Origin of the sequence: Bacillus sp. ZY-1-1 (assembly GCF_003047165.1) — a bacterium.
In the GTDB taxonomy this organism is placed as follows: domain Bacteria; phylum Bacillota; class Bacilli; order Bacillales; family Bacillaceae; genus Bacillus; species Bacillus velezensis.
The window spans coordinates 3,743,260-3,757,990 of the sequence record NZ_CP027061.1 but is presented as its reverse complement, the minus strand read 5'-3'; the positions used below and the strand labels follow the sequence as shown (position 1 = coordinate 3,757,990).

Here is a 14,731-nt window from a genome sequence, read left to right as displayed (position 1 = left end):
GAATGACCAAAGGAATCTTAGGAAGAAAAATTGGTATGACGCAAGTATTCGCAGAGAACGGTGATCTTATCCCGGTAACTGTTATTGAAGCAGCTCCAAACGTTGTTCTTCAAAAGAAAACAGCTGAAAATGATGGCTATGAAGCGATCCAGCTTGGTTTTGACGATAAGCGCGAAAAGCTTTCAAACAAACCGGAAAAAGGACACGTTGCAAAAGCGGAAACTGCTCCTAAGCGCTTCGTTAAAGAATTACGCGGCGTGGATATGGATGCGTATGAAATTGGTCAGGAAGTCAAGGTTGAAATTTTCTCTGCAGGAGAAATCGTAGATGTAACAGGAGTATCTAAAGGTAAAGGTTTCCAAGGTGCAATCAAGCGCCACGGACAATCTCGCGGACCTATGTCTCACGGTTCACGCTACCACCGTCGCCCTGGTTCAATGGGACCTGTAGATCCTAACCGTGTATTCAAAGGTAAACTATTACCTGGACGCATGGGCGGAGATCAAATCACTGTCCAAAACCTTGAAGTCGTAAAAGTAGATGCTGAGCGCAATCTTCTTTTGATTAAAGGTAACGTACCTGGTGCGAGAAAAGCTTTAATCACTGTTAAAAGTGCTGTTAAATCTAAATAAGTCTCTTAGGAAAGGAGGAAATTGATCATGCCAAAAGTAGCATTATACAACCAAAACGGTTCTACTGCTGGTGATATCGAATTAAACGCTTCTGTATTTGGAATTGAGCCAAATGAGAGCGTAGTATTCGACGCTATTCTTATGCAAAGAGCTTCCTTACGTCAAGGATCTCACAAAGTAAAAAATCGTTCTGAAGTACGCGGCGGAGGTCGCAAACCATGGCGTCAAAAAGGTACAGGTCGTGCCCGTCAAGGTTCAATCCGTTCACCGCAATGGCGCGGAGGTGGTGTCGTATTCGGCCCAACACCACGCAGCTATTCTTACAAATTACCTAAAAAAGTTCGCCGCTTGGCAATCAAATCAGTATTGTCTTCTAAAGTGAACGACAACAACATTATTGTTCTTGAAGATCTTACTCTTGATACGGTTAAAACAAAAGAAATGGCAGCTGTCCTTAAAGGATTATCTGTTGAGAAAAAAGCTTTAATCGTAACTGCGGATGCAAACGAAGCAGTATCTCTTTCTGCACGCAACATCCCTGGAGTTACAGTTGTTCAAGCTAACGGAATCAACGTGTTAGACGTTGTCAACCACGAGAAGCTTCTGATTACAAAAGCTGCGGTTGAAAAAGTAGAGGAGGTGCTTGCATAATGAAAGATCCTCGTGATGTTCTTAAGCGCCCCGTCATTACTGAACGTTCTGCTGATTTAATGACTGAAAAGAAATATACTTTTGAAGTTGATGTAAGAGCTAATAAAACAGAAGTGAAAGATGCAGTTGAAAGTATCTTTGGAGTGAAAGTTGACAAAGTCAACATCATGAACTACAAAGGGAAATCAAAACGTGTCGGCCGCTATACTGGTATGACTAGCCGTCGCAGAAAAGCGATCGTAAAACTTACTGCAGACAGCAAAGAAATCGAAATTTTTGAAGCTTAATTATCTGTAAAAAGAAGGAGGGAAATTCAAAATGGCGATTAAAAAGTATAAACCGACCTCTAACGGACGTCGTGGCATGACAACTTCAGATTTTGCTGAAATCACGACTGACCAGCCGGAAAAATCCTTGCTTGCGCCCCTTCACAAAAAAGGCGGACGTAACAACCAAGGTAAATTGACTGTACGTCACCAAGGTGGCGGACACAAACGCCAATACCGTGTTATCGACTTCAAACGCGATAAAGATGGTATACCTGGACGCGTTGCTACAGTTGAGTACGATCCAAACCGTTCAGCTAACATTGCACTAATCAACTATGTAGACGGAGAAAAACGTTACATTCTTGCTCCAAAAGGAATTCAAGTAGGTACTGAAATCATGTCCGGCCCTGAAGCTGACATCAAAGTAGGTAACGCACTTCCGCTTATCAACATCCCTGTTGGTACAGTTGTGCATAACATTGAATTAAAACCTGGTAAAGGCGGACAGCTTGTACGTTCAGCTGGTACATCTGCTCAGGTTCTTGGTAAAGAAGGCAAATACGTTCTTGTACGTCTTAACTCTGGTGAAGTTCGCATGATCCTTTCTGCTTGCCGCGCTTCTATCGGTCAAGTAGGTAACGAGCAGCACGAACTTATCAACGTTGGTAAAGCAGGACGCTCTCGCTGGAAAGGCATCCGCCCTACAGTCCGCGGTTCTGTAATGAACCCTAACGATCACCCGCACGGTGGTGGTGAAGGTCGCGCGCCAATCGGACGTAAATCACCAATGTCTCCTTGGGGCAAACCGACTCTTGGATTCAAGACACGTAAGAAAAAGAACAAATCTGATAAATTTATCGTACGTCGTCGTAAAAATAAATAACGGGGTTGTCTACGGTTCATTTCGGACCGTAGTGCAATCACGAAGGGAGGTTCCAAAATGGCTCGCAGCTTGAAAAAAGGACCATTTGTCGATGGACACTTGATGACAAAAATCGAGAAATTAAATGAAACGGACAAGAAACAAGTTGTAAAAACTTGGTCTCGCCGTTCAACTATTTTCCCACAATTTATCGGTCACACTATCGCAGTATATGACGGACGTAAACACGTGCCTGTATTCATTTCTGAAGACATGGTAGGCCACAAGTTGGGCGAATTCGCACCGACTCGTACTTACAAAGGCCACGCCAGTGACGATAAAAAAACAAGACGCTAAGAGAGGAGGCTTTTAAATGCAAGCTAAAGCTGTTGCAAGAACAGTCCGTATTGCTCCTCGTAAAGCACGTCTAGTAATGGACCTGATTCGAGGTAAGCAAGTAGGCGAAGCAGTATCTATCTTGAACCTAACTCCGAGAGCTGCTTCTCCGATCATCGAAAAAGTTTTAAAATCTGCTATCGCAAATGCTGAGCACAACTACGAGATGGACGCTAACAATCTGGTTATTTCTCAGGCATTTGTTGACGAAGGCCCAACGTTAAAAAGATTCCGCCCGCGTGCTATGGGACGTGCGAGCCAAATCAACAAACGTACGAGCCACATTACAATCGTTGTATCAGAAAAGAAGGAGGGATAAGTAGTGGGTCAAAAGGTAAATCCAGTCGGTCTTCGTATCGGAGTCATTCGTGATTGGGAATCTAAGTGGTACGCTGGTAAAGATTACGCTGACTTCCTGCACGAAGATTTAAAAATTCGTGAATTCATTAGCAAACGCCTTTCTGACGCTTCTGTTTCTAAAGTAGAAATCGAGCGTGCAGCAAACCGCGTTAACATTACGATCCACACTGCTAAGCCTGGTATGGTAATCGGTAAAGGCGGATCTGAAGTTGAAGCACTTCGTAAAGCCCTTAACAGCCTTACTGGCAAGCGTGTACACATTAACATTCTTGAAATCAAAAGAGCAGATCTTGATGCTCAGCTTGTAGCTGACAACATCGCTCGTCAACTAGAAAACCGTATTTCTTTCCGCCGTGCGCAGAAACAACAAATCCAACGCACTATGCGTGCTGGAGCACAAGGTGTGAAAACAATGGTTTCCGGCCGTCTTGGCGGAGCTGATATCGCTCGTTCTGAATACTACAGTGAAGGAACTGTTCCATTGCACACTTTACGTGCTGACATCGACTATGCAACATCTGAAGCTGACACAACTTACGGTAAGCTTGGTGTAAAAGTCTGGATCTATCGTGGAGAGGTTCTTCCTACTAAGAAGAAAACTGAGGAAGGAGGAAAATAATATGTTATTACCAAAACGCGTTAAATATCGCAGAGAGCATCGCGGAAAAATGCGCGGTCGCGCTAAAGGCGGTACTGAAGTACATTTTGGTGAGTACGGTATCCAGGCTCTTGAAGCTTCTTGGATCACGAACCGCCAAATCGAAGCTGCACGTATTGCGATGACTCGTTACATGAAACGTGGCGGTAAAGTTTGGATTAAAATTTTCCCTTCAAAACCTTACACTGCTAAACCGCTTGAGGTACGGATGGGTTCCGGTAAAGGGGCTCCTGAAGGCTGGGTAGCTGTTGTAAAACCGGGCAAAGTTTTATTTGAAATTTCTGGTGTGTCTGAAGAGGTAGCTCGTGAAGCTCTCCGTCTTGCATCTCACAAATTGCCAATTAAAACGAAGTTCGTAAAACGTGAAGAAATTGGTGGTGAATCAAATGAAAGCTAATGAAATTCGTGACCTTACCACTGCTGAAATTGAACAAAAAGTAAAGTCTCTTAAAGAAGAACTTTTCAATCTTCGCTTTCAATTAGCGACAGGACAACTTGAAAATACTGCTCGCATTCGTGAAGTGCGCAAAGCTATCGCGCGCATGAAAACTGTGATTCGTGAAAGAGAAATTGCTGCCAACAAATAATCACTGAGGGGAGGTCGTGAGCATGAGCGAACGTAACCAACGCAAAGTTTACCAAGGCCGTGTTGTTTCTGACAAAATGGATAAAACCATCACTGTTGTTGTTGAAACATACAAAAAGGATCCTATTTACGGTAAACGCGTAAAATACTCAAAGAAATTCAAAGCACATGATGAAAATAACCAAGCTAAAATCGGAGACATCGTAAAGATCATGGAAACTCGTCCATTATCTGCAACTAAGCGTTTTCGTCTAGTAGAAGTTGTCGAAGAAGCTGTTATTATCTAATAAAGTTCGGAATTCTTTTTCCGAAGGGAGGTAACAAATAATGATTCAACAAGAGACTCGTTTAAAAGTTGCTGACAACTCCGGTGCGCGTGAGGTACTTACTATTAAAGTTCTTGGCGGTTCTGGACGTAAAACGGCTAACATTGGTGATGTAATTGTTTGCACGGTTAAACAAGCAACACCAGGAGGCGTTGTCAAAAAAGGTGAAGTCGTAAGAGCTGTTATCGTTCGCACAAAAAGCGGAGCACGCAGATCTGACGGATCATACATCAGCTTCGATGAGAATGCATGTGTTATCATCCGTGACGACAAGAGCCCGCGTGGAACTCGTATCTTCGGACCGGTTGCCCGTGAATTACGTGAAAACAACTTCATGAAAATTGTTTCTCTGGCTCCAGAAGTTATCTAATGAAATAAATGCCTTACTCAAGGAGGTGCGATCAGGATGCATGTGAAAAAAGGCGATAAAGTAATGGTTATCTCTGGTAAAGATAAAGGCAAACAAGGTACGATCCTTGCTGCTTTCCCTAAAAAGGACCGCGTTCTAGTTGAGGGCGTAAACATGGTGAAGAAGCACTCTAAACCAACTCAAGCAAACCCTCAAGGCGGTATTTCTAATCAAGAGGCGCCAATTCATGTATCAAACGTTATGCCGCTCGATCCTAAAACAGGTGAAGTGACTCGCGTAGGATACAAAGTGGAAGATGGCAAAAAAGTTCGTGTTGCAAAAAAATCTGGGCAAGTCTTAGATAAATAGTATTTAAAGGAAGGGAGGTCTATCTCATGAACCGCCTTAAAGAAAAGTACAATAAAGAAATTTCACCTGCTTTAATGACGAAGTTCAACTACGACTCTGTTATGCAGGTGCCAAAAATCGAAAAAATCGTAATCAACATGGGTGTCGGTGATGCTGTTCAAAACGCAAAAGCAATCGACAGTGCTGTTGAAGAATTAACGTTTATCGCAGGTCAAAAACCTGTCGTTACTCGTGCGAAGAAATCAATTGCTGGATTCCGTCTTCGTGAGGGAATGCCTATCGGTGCGAAAGTAACTCTTCGCGGAGAGCGCATGTATGATTTCCTTGATAAACTTATTTCTGTATCTTTACCGCGTGTACGTGACTTCCGCGGGATTTCTAAGAAATCTTTCGACGGTCGCGGAAACTACACTCTTGGTATCAAAGAACAGTTAATCTTCCCTGAAATTGACTACGATAAAGTAACAAAGGTTCGCGGAATGGACATCGTTATCGTAACGACTGCTAACTCTGACGAAGAGGCTCGTGAGCTATTAACTCAAGTAGGTATGCCGTTCCAGAAATAATCAATGAAAGGGAGGCGAAATCGTGGCTAAAAAGTCAATGATTGCGAAACAACAACGTACACCAAAGTTTAAAGTGCAAGAGTACACTCGCTGTGAACGCTGCGGACGTCCGCACTCAGTCATTCGTAAATTTAAACTTTGCCGTATTTGTTTCCGTGAGCTTGCATATAAAGGACAAATTCCTGGCGTGAAAAAAGCCAGCTGGTAATCCCCAAGAATGGGAAGGAGGTAATTATATAATGGTTATGACAGATCCAATTGCAGATATGCTGACTCGTATTCGCAATGCAAACATGGTACGTCATGAGAAGCTTGAAATTCCTGCTTCTAAATTGAAAAGAGAAATTGCTGACATTTTAAAGCGTGAAGGTTTCATTCGTGACGTTGAGTTCGTAGAAGACAGCAAACAAGGTATCATCCGCGTTTTCTTGAAATACGGACAAAACAACGAGCGCGTTATCACTGGTCTTAAAAGAATCAGCAAACCAGGTTTGCGTGTATACGCTAAATCAAATGAAGTACCTCGCGTACTTAACGGTCTTGGAATCGCGATTATTTCTACATCACAAGGTGTTTTAACGGACAAAGAAGCCCGTGCAAAACAAGCTGGTGGAGAAGTTCTAGCATACGTTTGGTAAGAAGTTTAACAAGAATGGAGGTGTTTTAGTATGTCTCGTGTAGGTAAAAAACTGCTTGAGATCCCTTCTGGAGTTACAGTAACGCTGAACGAAGGCAACACTGTAGCTGTAAAAGGACCAAAAGGAGAATTAACTCGTACTTTCCATCCTGATATGGAAATCAAAATTGAGGACAACGTGCTTACAGTTACTCGTCCTTCTGATCACAAAGAGCACCGTGCGCTGCATGGTACGACTCGCAGTCTGCTTGGAAACATGGTTGAAGGCGTATCTAAAGGATTTGAAAGAGGTTTGGAATTAGTCGGTGTCGGTTATCGTGCGGCTAAATCCGGAAACAAACTTGTTTTAAACGTTGGATACTCTCACCCTGTTGAGATCGTTCCTGAAGAGGGCATCGAAATCGAAGTTCCTTCTCAAACTAAAGTAGTTGTAAAAGGTACAGACAAAGAGCGTGTAGGAGCTATCGCTGCTAACATCCGCGCTGTACGTTCTCCAGAGCCTTACAAAGGTAAAGGAATCCGCTACGAAGGTGAAGTTGTTCGCCGTAAAGAAGGTAAATCTGCTAAGTAAGACCGCTTAAAGTGAAGAAAGGAGTGACCTAAGGATGATTACGAAAACTAGCAAAAATGCTGCTCGTCAAAAAAGACATGCCCGTGTTCGTGCTAAACTTTCAGGCACAGCTGAAAGACCTCGTCTGAATGTGTTCCGTTCAAACAAACACATTTATGCTCAAATCATCGATGATGTAAATGGCGTTACACTTGCTAGTGCCTCTACTCTCGATAAAGATTTGAACGTGGAAAGCACTGGTGACAGCGCTGCTGCTGCTAAAGTCGGTGAACTCGTTGCGAAACGCGCTTCTGAGAAAGGTGTTTCTGACGTAGTATTTGACCGCGGCGGATACTTATACCATGGACGTGTAAAAGCTCTGGCCGATGCAGCTCGTGAAGCCGGACTGAAATTTTAATAAAAAAAGGAGGGACACATGATTATGCGTCGTATTGACCCAAGCAAATTAGAGTTAGAAGAACGCTTAGTTACGGTTAACCGCGTAGCGAAAGTTGTTAAAGGTGGTCGTCGTTTCCGTTTCGCAGCTCTAGTCGTTGTCGGTGACAAAAACGGTCACGTAGGTTTCGGTACTGGTAAAGCACAAGAAGTACCTGAAGCAATCCGCAAAGCTGTTGAAGATGCGAAAAAGAATTTGATTGAAGTACCAATGGTTGGAACTACGATTCCACACGAAATCATCGGACGTTTCGGTGCAGGCAATATCTTGTTGAAACCTGCTTCTGAAGGTACTGGAGTTATCGCTGGAGGCCCTGTACGTGCGGTACTTGAGCTTGCTGGCGTTGCTGATATCCTTTCTAAGTCTTTAGGTTCTAACACACCGATCAACATGATCCGTGCAACACTTCAAGGTTTAAGTGAGCTTAAACGTGCCGAAGAGGTTGCGAAGCTTCGTGGAAAATCTGTAGAAGAACTGTTAGGATAAGGAGGGAACATTAATGGCTAAATTAGAAATTACCCTCAAACGCAGTGTAATCGGTCGCCCGGAAGATCAGCGCGTTACTGTAAGAACACTTGGTTTAAAGAAAACAAACCAAACTGTCGTTCATGAAGATAACGCTGCGATCCGCGGTATGATTAATAAAGTATCTCATCTAGTTTCTGTTAAAGAACAATAAAAATAAATTATAGGCTAAGGAGGTGTCCTAATGAAACTTCATGAATTAAAGCCTTCAGAAGGTTCACGTAAAGTACGCAATCGCGTAGGTCGTGGTATTGGTTCTGGTAACGGTAAAACAGCTGGTAAAGGTCACAAAGGTCAAAACGCTCGTTCTGGCGGCGGTGTACGCCCTGGATTCGAGGGGGGACAAATGCCTTTATTCCAACGTCTTCCTAAGCGCGGTTTTACAAACATCAACCGTAAGGAATACGCTATTGTGAACGTAGACAAATTGAACGGTTTTGCGGAAGGAACGGAAGTCACTCCTGAACTTCTTCTTGAGACTGGTGTTATTAGCAAACTTAATGCAGGAGTAAAGATTCTTGGCAACGGTAAATTAGAGAAAAAATTAACTGTAAAAGCCAATAAATTCTCTGCTTCTGCGAAAGAAGCTGTTGAAGCTGCTGGCGGTACAGCTGAGGTGATCTAACTTGTTTAAGACAATCTCCAACTTTATGCGTGTGAGTGATATTCGGAATAAAATCATTTTTACATTACTCATGCTTATCGTCTTTCGCATAGGTGCGTTTATCCCTGTGCCATATGTAAATGCTCAGGCGTTGCAGACACAAAGTTCGATGGGGGTTTTTGATCTCCTTAACACATTTGGCGGCGGTGCGCTTTATCAGTTCTCCATTTTTGCGATGGGAATTACACCTTACATCACTGCTTCGATCATCATTCAGCTGCTTCAGATGGATGTTGTGCCGAAGTTTACCGAGTGGTCTAAGCAAGGTGAAGTCGGCCGCCGTAAATTAGCTCAGTTCACGAGATATTTTACGATTGTGCTTGGTTTTATCCAGGCATTAGGTATGTCTTACGGGTTTAACAACCTGGCAAACGGTATGCTGATTGAAAAATCCGGCATATCGACATATCTGATTATTGCTTTAGTACTCACTGGAGGAACTGCTTTTTTAATGTGGCTGGGAGAACAAATTACTTCCAATGGAGTAGGTAACGGAATTTCGATCATCATCTTCGCGGGGATTGTGGCTAGTATTCCGAAAACTGTTGGGCAGATTTATGAGACTCAATTTGTCGGCAGCAGCGATCAGCTGTTTATTCATATTGTGAAAATCGCTTTACTGGTGATTGCGATTTTGGCCGTTATTGTTGGTGTTATTTTCATTCAGCAGGCCGTACGCAAAATCGCGATTCAATATGCAAAAGGGCAAGGTCGTTCACCTGTTGGCGGAGGCCAGTCAACTCACCTTCCGCTTAAAGTGAATCCGGCAGGGGTTATTCCGGTAATCTTTGCGGTTGCGTTCCTTATTACGCCGCGTACTATCGCGTCATTTTTCGGAGAAAACGATGTGACAAAGTGGATTCAAGCCAACTTTGACAATACACATCCGGTGGGCATGACGGTTTATGTCGCATTAATTATCGCCTTTACGTACTTCTATGCTTTTGTGCAGGTAAACCCTGAACAAATGGCTGATAACCTTAAAAAACAGGGTGGCTATATCCCGGGGGTTCGTCCAGGGAAAATGACTCAAGATAGAATTACGAGCATTTTGTATCGACTTACGTTTGTGGGTTCTATATTCTTAGCCGTGATTTCCATTCTTCCTATCTTTTTCATTCAATTCGCTGGATTGCCTCAAAGTGCACAGATTGGCGGAACATCATTGTTAATTGTCGTCGGGGTAGCCTTGGAGACAATGAAGCAGCTGGAGAGCCAGTTAGTGAAACGTAATTACCGAGGATTTATGAAAAATTAGAGGACTGGTTTTAACCATTCCTCTAAATAAGAGAGGACGGGGGAAATCCGAATGAACTTAGTCTTAATGGGACTTCCTGGAGCCGGTAAAGGCACACAGGGAGAACGAATTGTTGAGGATTATGGGATACCTCATATCTCAACGGGAGATATGTTCCGTGCTGCTATGAAAGAAGAAACACCACTCGGACTCGAAGCAAAGTCTTATATTGATAAAGGCGAGCTCGTACCGGACGAAGTCACAATCGGCATTGTCAAAGAAAGACTCGGCAAAGATGATTGTGAAAGAGGTTTTCTTCTGGACGGATTTCCGCGAACAGTCGCTCAGGCTGAAGCTCTTGAAAACATTCTTGAGGAATACGGCAAGCCGATTGATTATGTCATTAACATTAAAGTAGACAAAGACTCTTTAATGGAACGTTTGACTGGACGCAGAATTTGCAGTGTTTGCGGCACAACCTATCATTTGGTTTTCAATCCGCCGAAAACGCCGGGTGTTTGTGATAAAGACGGAGGAGACCTTTATCAACGGGCAGATGATAATGAGGAAACCGTCTCAAAACGGCTTGAGGTCAACATGAAGCAGACTCAGCCTTTACTCGATTTTTATTCTGAGAAAGGGTATCTTGTCAACGTCAATGGCCAGCAGGACATTAACGACGTGTACAAAGATGTGAAAGAGCTTCTTGGAGGATTGAGCAAATGATTATCTGTAAGACCCCTCGTGAGCTTAGCATCATGCGGGAAGCAGGGCGAATCGTGGCTTTGACTCATGAAGAGATGAAAAAGCACATTAAACCAGGAATCTCGACAAAAGAATTGGATCAAATTGCCGAACGTTTTATTGAGAAGCAGGGTGCAATCCCATCTTTTAAGGGGTATAATGGGTTTCGCGGGAGCATCTGTGTATCAGTTAATGAAGAACTCGTTCACGGAATTCCCGGTAAAAGGGTTTTGCGTGACGGTGACATTATCAGCATTGATATCGGTGCTAAATTAAATGGTTATCATGGTGACTCTGCTTGGACATATCCGGTAGGAAACATCAGTGATGATGATAAACGACTGCTGGAAGTGACAGAGGAGTCTTTATATAAAGGCTTGAAGGAAGCAAAACCAGGTGAACGTTTGTCGAATATTTCCCACGCAATACAAACGTATGTCGAAAATGAGCAGTTTTCAGTTGTTAGGGAGTATGTCGGACATGGTGTTGGTCAAGACTTGCATGAGGATCCGCAAATACCTCATTACGGTCCGCCAAACAAAGGACCTAGGCTGAAGCCTGGTATGGTTCTCGCTATAGAACCGATGGTTAACGCTGGCAGCCGGTATGTGAAAACATTGGCTGATAACTGGACGGTTGTAACGGTAGATGGGAAAAAGTGTGCTCATTTTGAACATACGATTGCGATTACGGAAACGGGTTTTGATATACTGACAAAAGTCTAGATGATGAAATGAGTTCCATGACACATGTTTTTCATTCCGCACCTGGGCAGATTGTAGTTTTACAATTGGTCGGAAGAAAAACCGGCTAGCTGCTGTCATCGGAAGGAAGATTCATCATCGTGTACTAAAGCAGACGGAGAAAAGCGTACATTTCATTCTCCTTAGAAAAAGAATATCAATCATTCACCCTTTATGATTGCGTATCTCCGGAAGTTCAGAACAGTATAAACGAAACAGGGCGTGTGACAAACGGATAACTGAGATTTTCTCTTTTGAAATTTGTCAGAGAGCAAGTTACTGATTTGAAGAAGGGAGAACACTTGAATGGCGAAAGACGATGTAATTGAAGTGGAAGGTACGATTGTCGAAACACTGCCAAACGCGATGTTCAAAGTTGAACTCGAAAATGGCCATACGGTTTTGGCTCACGTATCTGGTAAAATCCGCATGCACTTCATTCGCATTTTACCTGGAGACAAAGTTACGGTAGAATTATCTCCATATGACTTAACTCGTGGCAGGATTACGTACCGTTACAAATAAAGCACTCCGGAAACTGAAGGAGGTTGGAAACACATGAAAGTGAGACCATCAGTTAAACCAATCTGCGAGAAATGTAAAGTTATTCGCAGAAAAGGAAAAGTAATGGTGATCTGTGAAAATCCAAAGCATAAACAAAAACAAGGATAATTAATAAGGAGGTGCCCAGAGAATGGCTCGTATTGCTGGTGTAGATATCCCACGTGACAAACGTGTTGTTATTTCTTTAACATATGTCTTCGGAATTGGCCGCACAACGGCTCAGCAAGTCTTGAAAGAGGCTGGTGTTTCTGAAGATACTCGTGTGCGTGATCTTACTGAAGAAGAACTTGGTAAAATCCGTGATGTTATTGACAAACTGAAAGTAGAAGGTGACCTTCGCCGTGAAGTTTCTCTTAACATCAAGCGTCTGATCGAAATCGGAAGCTACCGCGGAATCCGCCATCGCAGAGGTTTGCCTGTTCGCGGACAAAACTCTAAAAACAATGCGCGTACTCGTAAAGGTCCGCGTCGTACTGTAGCTAACAAGAAAAAATAAGTAAGGGAGGTACCTAAACAATGGCTGCTGCTCGTAAACAAAACACGCGTAAACGTCGCGTGAAAAAGAATATTGAGTCAGGAATCGCTCATATTCGTTCAACTTTCAACAACACGATCGTTACGATCACTGATACTCATGGTAATGCTATTTCTTGGTCAAGTGCCGGAGCTCTAGGATTCAGAGGTTCTCGTAAATCGACTCCTTTTGCTGCGCAAATGGCTGCTGAAACAGCTGCTAAAGGTTCAATCGAACACGGACTTAAAACTCTTGAAGTAACTGTTAAAGGACCAGGTTCTGGCCGTGAAGCTGCAATCCGTGCTTTACAAGCTGCCGGACTTGAAGTTACAGCTATCAGAGACGTAACTCCTGTTCCTCATAATGGATGCCGTCCACCAAAACGTCGCCGCGTGTAATTTGTTTGTATAGATTTTGTGTCCCTGTCAATAATGGGTTATGATACAGTTATTTATGAAACGAATGCACCGACTCGTTGCCTGAGCACATACGGGACTAAACAATGGGGAATTTCGGATGGAATCTCATATGATTCTATTCGAGGTTTCGACGTTTTGAAGGAGGGTTTTAAGTAATGATCGAGATTGAAAAACCAAAAATCGAAACGGTTGAAATCAGCGACGATGCCAAATTTGGTAAGTTTGTCGTAGAGCCGCTTGAGCGTGGATATGGTACAACTCTGGGTAACTCCTTACGTCGTATCCTCTTATCCTCACTCCCTGGTGCCGCTGTAACATCGATCCAGATAGATGGTGTACTGCACGAATTCTCGACAATCGAAGGCGTTGTGGAAGATGTTACAACGATAATCTTGCACATTAAAAAGCTTGCATTGAAAATCTACTCTGATGAAGAGAAGACGCTTGAAATTGATGTACAGGGCGAAGGAACTGTCACAGCAGCTGATATTACACACGACAGCGATGTTGAAATCCTTAATCCGGATCTTCATATCGCGACTCTTGGTGAGAATGCGAGTTTCCGAGTTCGCCTTACTGCACAAAGAGGACGTGGGTATACACCTGCTGATTCGAACAAAAGAGACGATCAGCCAATCGGCGTGATTCCGATCGATTCAATCTTTACGCCAGTTTCTCGTTTATCTTATCAGGTAGAAAACACTCGTGTAGGCCAGGTTGCAAACTATGACAAACTTACACTTGATGTTTGGACTGACGGAAGCACTGGACCGAAGGAAGCAATTGCTCTCGGTTCAAAGATTTTAACTGAACACCTTAATATATTCGTCGGTTTAACTGACGAAGCTCAGCATGCTGAAATCATGGTTGAAAAAGAAGAGGATCAAAAAGAAAAAGTTCTTGAAATGACGATTGAGGAACTTGATCTTTCTGTCCGTTCTTACAACTGCTTGAAGCGTGCGGGCATTAACACGGTTCAAGAACTTGCGAACAAGACGGAAGAAGATATGATGAAAGTTCGCAACCTGGGACGCAAATCACTTGAAGAAGTGAAAGCGAAACTTGAAGAACTTGGACTCGGCCTTCGCAAAGACGATTGATCTAGTTTCCATGTGAACTAGGATTTTCGTGTGTTTTTTAATTAGAAACAGCATTCCATTAAAGGAGGGGACATCACATGTCATACAGAAAACTAGGACGTACGAGTTCACAGCGTAAAGCTATGCTTCGTGATCTTACAACAGATTTGATCATCAACGAAAGAATTGAAACAACTGAAACACGTGCGAAAGAACTTCGCTCTGTTGTTGAAAAGATGATCACTCTTGGTAAGCGCGGTGACTTGCATGCTCGTCGTCAAGCTGCTGCATACATTCGCAACGAGGTTGCTAATGAAGAAAATAACCAAGATGCACTTCAAAAATTATTCTCTGACATTGCAACTCGTTACGAGGAGCGCCAAGGCGGATACACACGTATTATGAAGCTTGGTCCTCGCCGTGGTGACGGTGCACCAATGGCAATCATCGAATTGGTTTAATCACATATTTTTGTGTATCTAAAGAAGGGCGGGACAGTTTCTAACTGGATCTATGCCCTTTTTTTAGATATCAGAACTTTTTATCATGAGACAGAAAAGCAGAGCTATAGCTG

General features: G+C 43.2%; 29 protein-coding genes and 1 pseudogene. All 30 read left to right on the top strand.

What is annotated here, in order from left to right:
* Positions 1-2 precede the first annotated feature (2 nt).
* The 30 genes and pseudogenes from rplC to rplQ all read left to right on the top strand — a co-directional run bounded on the left by rplC (position 3) and on the right by rplQ (position 14,618).
* The gene (gene rplC / locus C5I45_RS18875; protein ID WP_003156465.1) at positions 3-632 is read left to right on the top strand and encodes a 50S ribosomal protein L3; all 630 of its coding nucleotides are present in this window, start codon (positions 3-5) and stop codon (positions 630-632) included.
* A gap of 27 nt (positions 633-659) precedes the next feature.
* Positions 660-1,283 (top strand): 50S ribosomal protein L4, encoded by a 624-nt coding sequence (gene rplD, locus C5I45_RS18870; protein ID WP_003156466.1) that lies wholly within the window; start codon positions 660-662, stop codon positions 1,281-1,283.
* Positions 1,283-1,570, top strand: a complete 288-nt coding sequence (gene rplW, locus C5I45_RS18865; protein WP_003156467.1) for a 50S ribosomal protein L23 — start codon at positions 1,283-1,285, stop codon at positions 1,568-1,570. The genes rplD and rplW overlap by 1 nt, the downstream gene beginning before the upstream one ends.
* Positions 1,571-1,601: 31 nt before the next feature.
* Positions 1,602-2,435 (top strand): 50S ribosomal protein L2, encoded by an 834-nt coding sequence (gene rplB, locus C5I45_RS18860; protein WP_003156470.1) that lies wholly within the window; start codon positions 1,602-1,604, stop codon positions 2,433-2,435.
* A 57-nt stretch (positions 2,436-2,492) separates the two neighbouring features.
* Positions 2,493-2,771 carry a 30S ribosomal protein S19 gene (gene rpsS, locus C5I45_RS18855; protein WP_003156472.1) on the top strand — a complete coding sequence of 93 codons (279 nt, stop codon included), beginning with the start codon at positions 2,493-2,495 and terminating at the stop codon, positions 2,769-2,771.
* A 16-nt stretch (positions 2,772-2,787) separates the two neighbouring features.
* The gene (rplV, locus tag C5I45_RS18850) at positions 2,788-3,129 is read left to right on the top strand and encodes a 50S ribosomal protein L22 (RefSeq protein ID WP_003156475.1); all 342 of its coding nucleotides are present in this window, start codon (positions 2,788-2,790) and stop codon (positions 3,127-3,129) included.
* Positions 3,130-3,132: 3 nt separating this feature from the next.
* Positions 3,133-3,789 (top strand): 30S ribosomal protein S3, encoded by a 657-nt coding sequence (gene rpsC / locus C5I45_RS18845; protein WP_003156476.1) that lies wholly within the window; start codon positions 3,133-3,135, stop codon positions 3,787-3,789.
* A 1-nt stretch (position 3,790) separates the two neighbouring features.
* Positions 3,791-4,225, top strand: a complete 435-nt coding sequence (gene rplP / locus C5I45_RS18840; protein WP_003156478.1) for a 50S ribosomal protein L16 — start codon at positions 3,791-3,793, stop codon at positions 4,223-4,225.
* Positions 4,215-4,415, top strand: a complete 201-nt coding sequence (rpmC, locus tag C5I45_RS18835; RefSeq protein ID WP_003156482.1) for a 50S ribosomal protein L29 — start codon at positions 4,215-4,217, stop codon at positions 4,413-4,415. Before rplP ends, rpmC begins: the two co-directional genes overlap by 11 nt.
* A gap of 22 nt (positions 4,416-4,437) precedes the next feature.
* Positions 4,438-4,701, top strand: a complete 264-nt coding sequence (gene rpsQ / locus C5I45_RS18830; protein ID WP_003156484.1) for a 30S ribosomal protein S17 — start codon at positions 4,438-4,440, stop codon at positions 4,699-4,701.
* Between the two features lie 40 nt (positions 4,702-4,741).
* Entirely contained in the window at positions 4,742-5,110 is a 369-nt protein-coding gene (gene rplN, locus C5I45_RS18825) for a 50S ribosomal protein L14 (protein ID WP_003156485.1), read from the top strand.
* A gap of 36 nt (positions 5,111-5,146) precedes the next feature.
* Positions 5,147-5,458 carry a 50S ribosomal protein L24 gene (gene rplX / locus C5I45_RS18820; protein ID WP_003156486.1) on the top strand — a complete coding sequence of 104 codons (312 nt, stop codon included), beginning with the start codon at positions 5,147-5,149 and terminating at the stop codon, positions 5,456-5,458.
* Between the two features lie 26 nt (positions 5,459-5,484).
* Positions 5,485-6,024: a 50S ribosomal protein L5 gene (gene rplE, locus C5I45_RS18815; RefSeq protein ID WP_003156487.1), complete on the top strand. Its 540-nt coding sequence runs from the start codon at positions 5,485-5,487 to the stop codon at positions 6,022-6,024.
* Positions 6,025-6,046: 22 nt separating this feature from the next.
* Positions 6,047-6,232, top strand: a complete 186-nt coding sequence (gene rpsN, locus C5I45_RS18810) for a 30S ribosomal protein S14 (RefSeq protein WP_003156488.1) — start codon at positions 6,047-6,049, stop codon at positions 6,230-6,232.
* 31 nt (positions 6,233-6,263) lie between these two features.
* Positions 6,264-6,662, top strand: a complete 399-nt coding sequence (gene rpsH, locus C5I45_RS18805; RefSeq protein WP_003156489.1) for a 30S ribosomal protein S8 — start codon at positions 6,264-6,266, stop codon at positions 6,660-6,662.
* Positions 6,663-6,692: 30 nt separating this feature from the next.
* Positions 6,693-7,232: a 50S ribosomal protein L6 gene (rplF, locus tag C5I45_RS18800; RefSeq protein ID WP_003156490.1), complete on the top strand. Its 540-nt coding sequence runs from the start codon at positions 6,693-6,695 to the stop codon at positions 7,230-7,232.
* 34 nt (positions 7,233-7,266) lie between these two features.
* Positions 7,267-7,629 (top strand): 50S ribosomal protein L18, encoded by a 363-nt coding sequence (gene rplR, locus C5I45_RS18795; RefSeq protein WP_003156492.1) that lies wholly within the window; start codon positions 7,267-7,269, stop codon positions 7,627-7,629.
* Between the two features lie 24 nt (positions 7,630-7,653).
* Complete coding sequence (rpsE, locus tag C5I45_RS18790; RefSeq protein ID WP_003156493.1) at positions 7,654-8,154, top strand: 30S ribosomal protein S5; 501 nt, start codon at positions 7,654-7,656, stop codon at positions 8,152-8,154.
* A gap of 13 nt (positions 8,155-8,167) precedes the next feature.
* A complete protein-coding gene (gene rpmD, locus C5I45_RS18785; RefSeq protein ID WP_003156497.1) occupies positions 8,168-8,347 on the top strand; it encodes a 50S ribosomal protein L30 in 180 nt (59 codons plus the stop codon).
* Positions 8,348-8,377: 30 nt separating this feature from the next.
* Positions 8,378-8,818 carry a 50S ribosomal protein L15 gene (gene rplO, locus C5I45_RS18780; protein WP_003156499.1) on the top strand — a complete coding sequence of 147 codons (441 nt, stop codon included), beginning with the start codon at positions 8,378-8,380 and terminating at the stop codon, positions 8,816-8,818.
* A 1-nt stretch (position 8,819) separates the two neighbouring features.
* Complete coding sequence (gene secY / locus C5I45_RS18775) at positions 8,820-10,115, top strand: preprotein translocase subunit SecY (RefSeq protein WP_003156501.1); 1,296 nt, start codon at positions 8,820-8,822, stop codon at positions 10,113-10,115.
* A gap of 51 nt (positions 10,116-10,166) precedes the next feature.
* On the top strand, positions 10,167-10,820 hold the full coding sequence (locus tag C5I45_RS18770) for an adenylate kinase (protein ID WP_007410407.1): 654 nt from the start codon (positions 10,167-10,169) through the stop codon (positions 10,818-10,820).
* Positions 10,817-11,563, top strand: a complete 747-nt coding sequence (gene map / locus C5I45_RS18765; protein ID WP_003156505.1) for a type I methionyl aminopeptidase — start codon at positions 10,817-10,819, stop codon at positions 11,561-11,563. The genes C5I45_RS18770 and map overlap by 4 nt, the downstream gene beginning before the upstream one ends.
* Before the next feature lie 64 nt (positions 11,564-11,627).
* A pseudogene (locus C5I45_RS20035) lies at positions 11,628-11,910 on the top strand (KOW domain-containing RNA-binding protein).
* On the top strand, positions 11,888-12,106 hold the full coding sequence (gene infA, locus C5I45_RS18755) for a translation initiation factor IF-1 (RefSeq protein WP_003156508.1): 219 nt from the start codon (positions 11,888-11,890) through the stop codon (positions 12,104-12,106). The pseudogene C5I45_RS20035 and the gene infA overlap by 23 nt, the downstream one beginning before the upstream one ends.
* A gap of 33 nt (positions 12,107-12,139) precedes the next feature.
* The gene (rpmJ, locus tag C5I45_RS18750) at positions 12,140-12,253 is read left to right on the top strand and encodes a 50S ribosomal protein L36 (protein WP_003156543.1); all 114 of its coding nucleotides are present in this window, start codon (positions 12,140-12,142) and stop codon (positions 12,251-12,253) included.
* Positions 12,254-12,275: 22 nt separating this feature from the next.
* A complete protein-coding gene (gene rpsM / locus C5I45_RS18745) occupies positions 12,276-12,641 on the top strand; it encodes a 30S ribosomal protein S13 (RefSeq protein WP_003156545.1) in 366 nt (121 codons plus the stop codon).
* Positions 12,642-12,661: 20 nt separating this feature from the next.
* The gene (gene rpsK / locus C5I45_RS18740) at positions 12,662-13,057 is read left to right on the top strand and encodes a 30S ribosomal protein S11 (RefSeq protein WP_003156547.1); all 396 of its coding nucleotides are present in this window, start codon (positions 12,662-12,664) and stop codon (positions 13,055-13,057) included.
* 176 nt (positions 13,058-13,233) lie between these two features.
* Entirely contained in the window at positions 13,234-14,178 is a 945-nt protein-coding gene (locus C5I45_RS18735; protein ID WP_003156549.1) for a DNA-directed RNA polymerase subunit alpha, read from the top strand.
* A gap of 77 nt (positions 14,179-14,255) precedes the next feature.
* A complete protein-coding gene (gene rplQ, locus C5I45_RS18730) occupies positions 14,256-14,618 on the top strand; it encodes a 50S ribosomal protein L17 (protein ID WP_003156550.1) in 363 nt (120 codons plus the stop codon).
* Positions 14,619-14,731 lie beyond the last annotated feature (113 nt).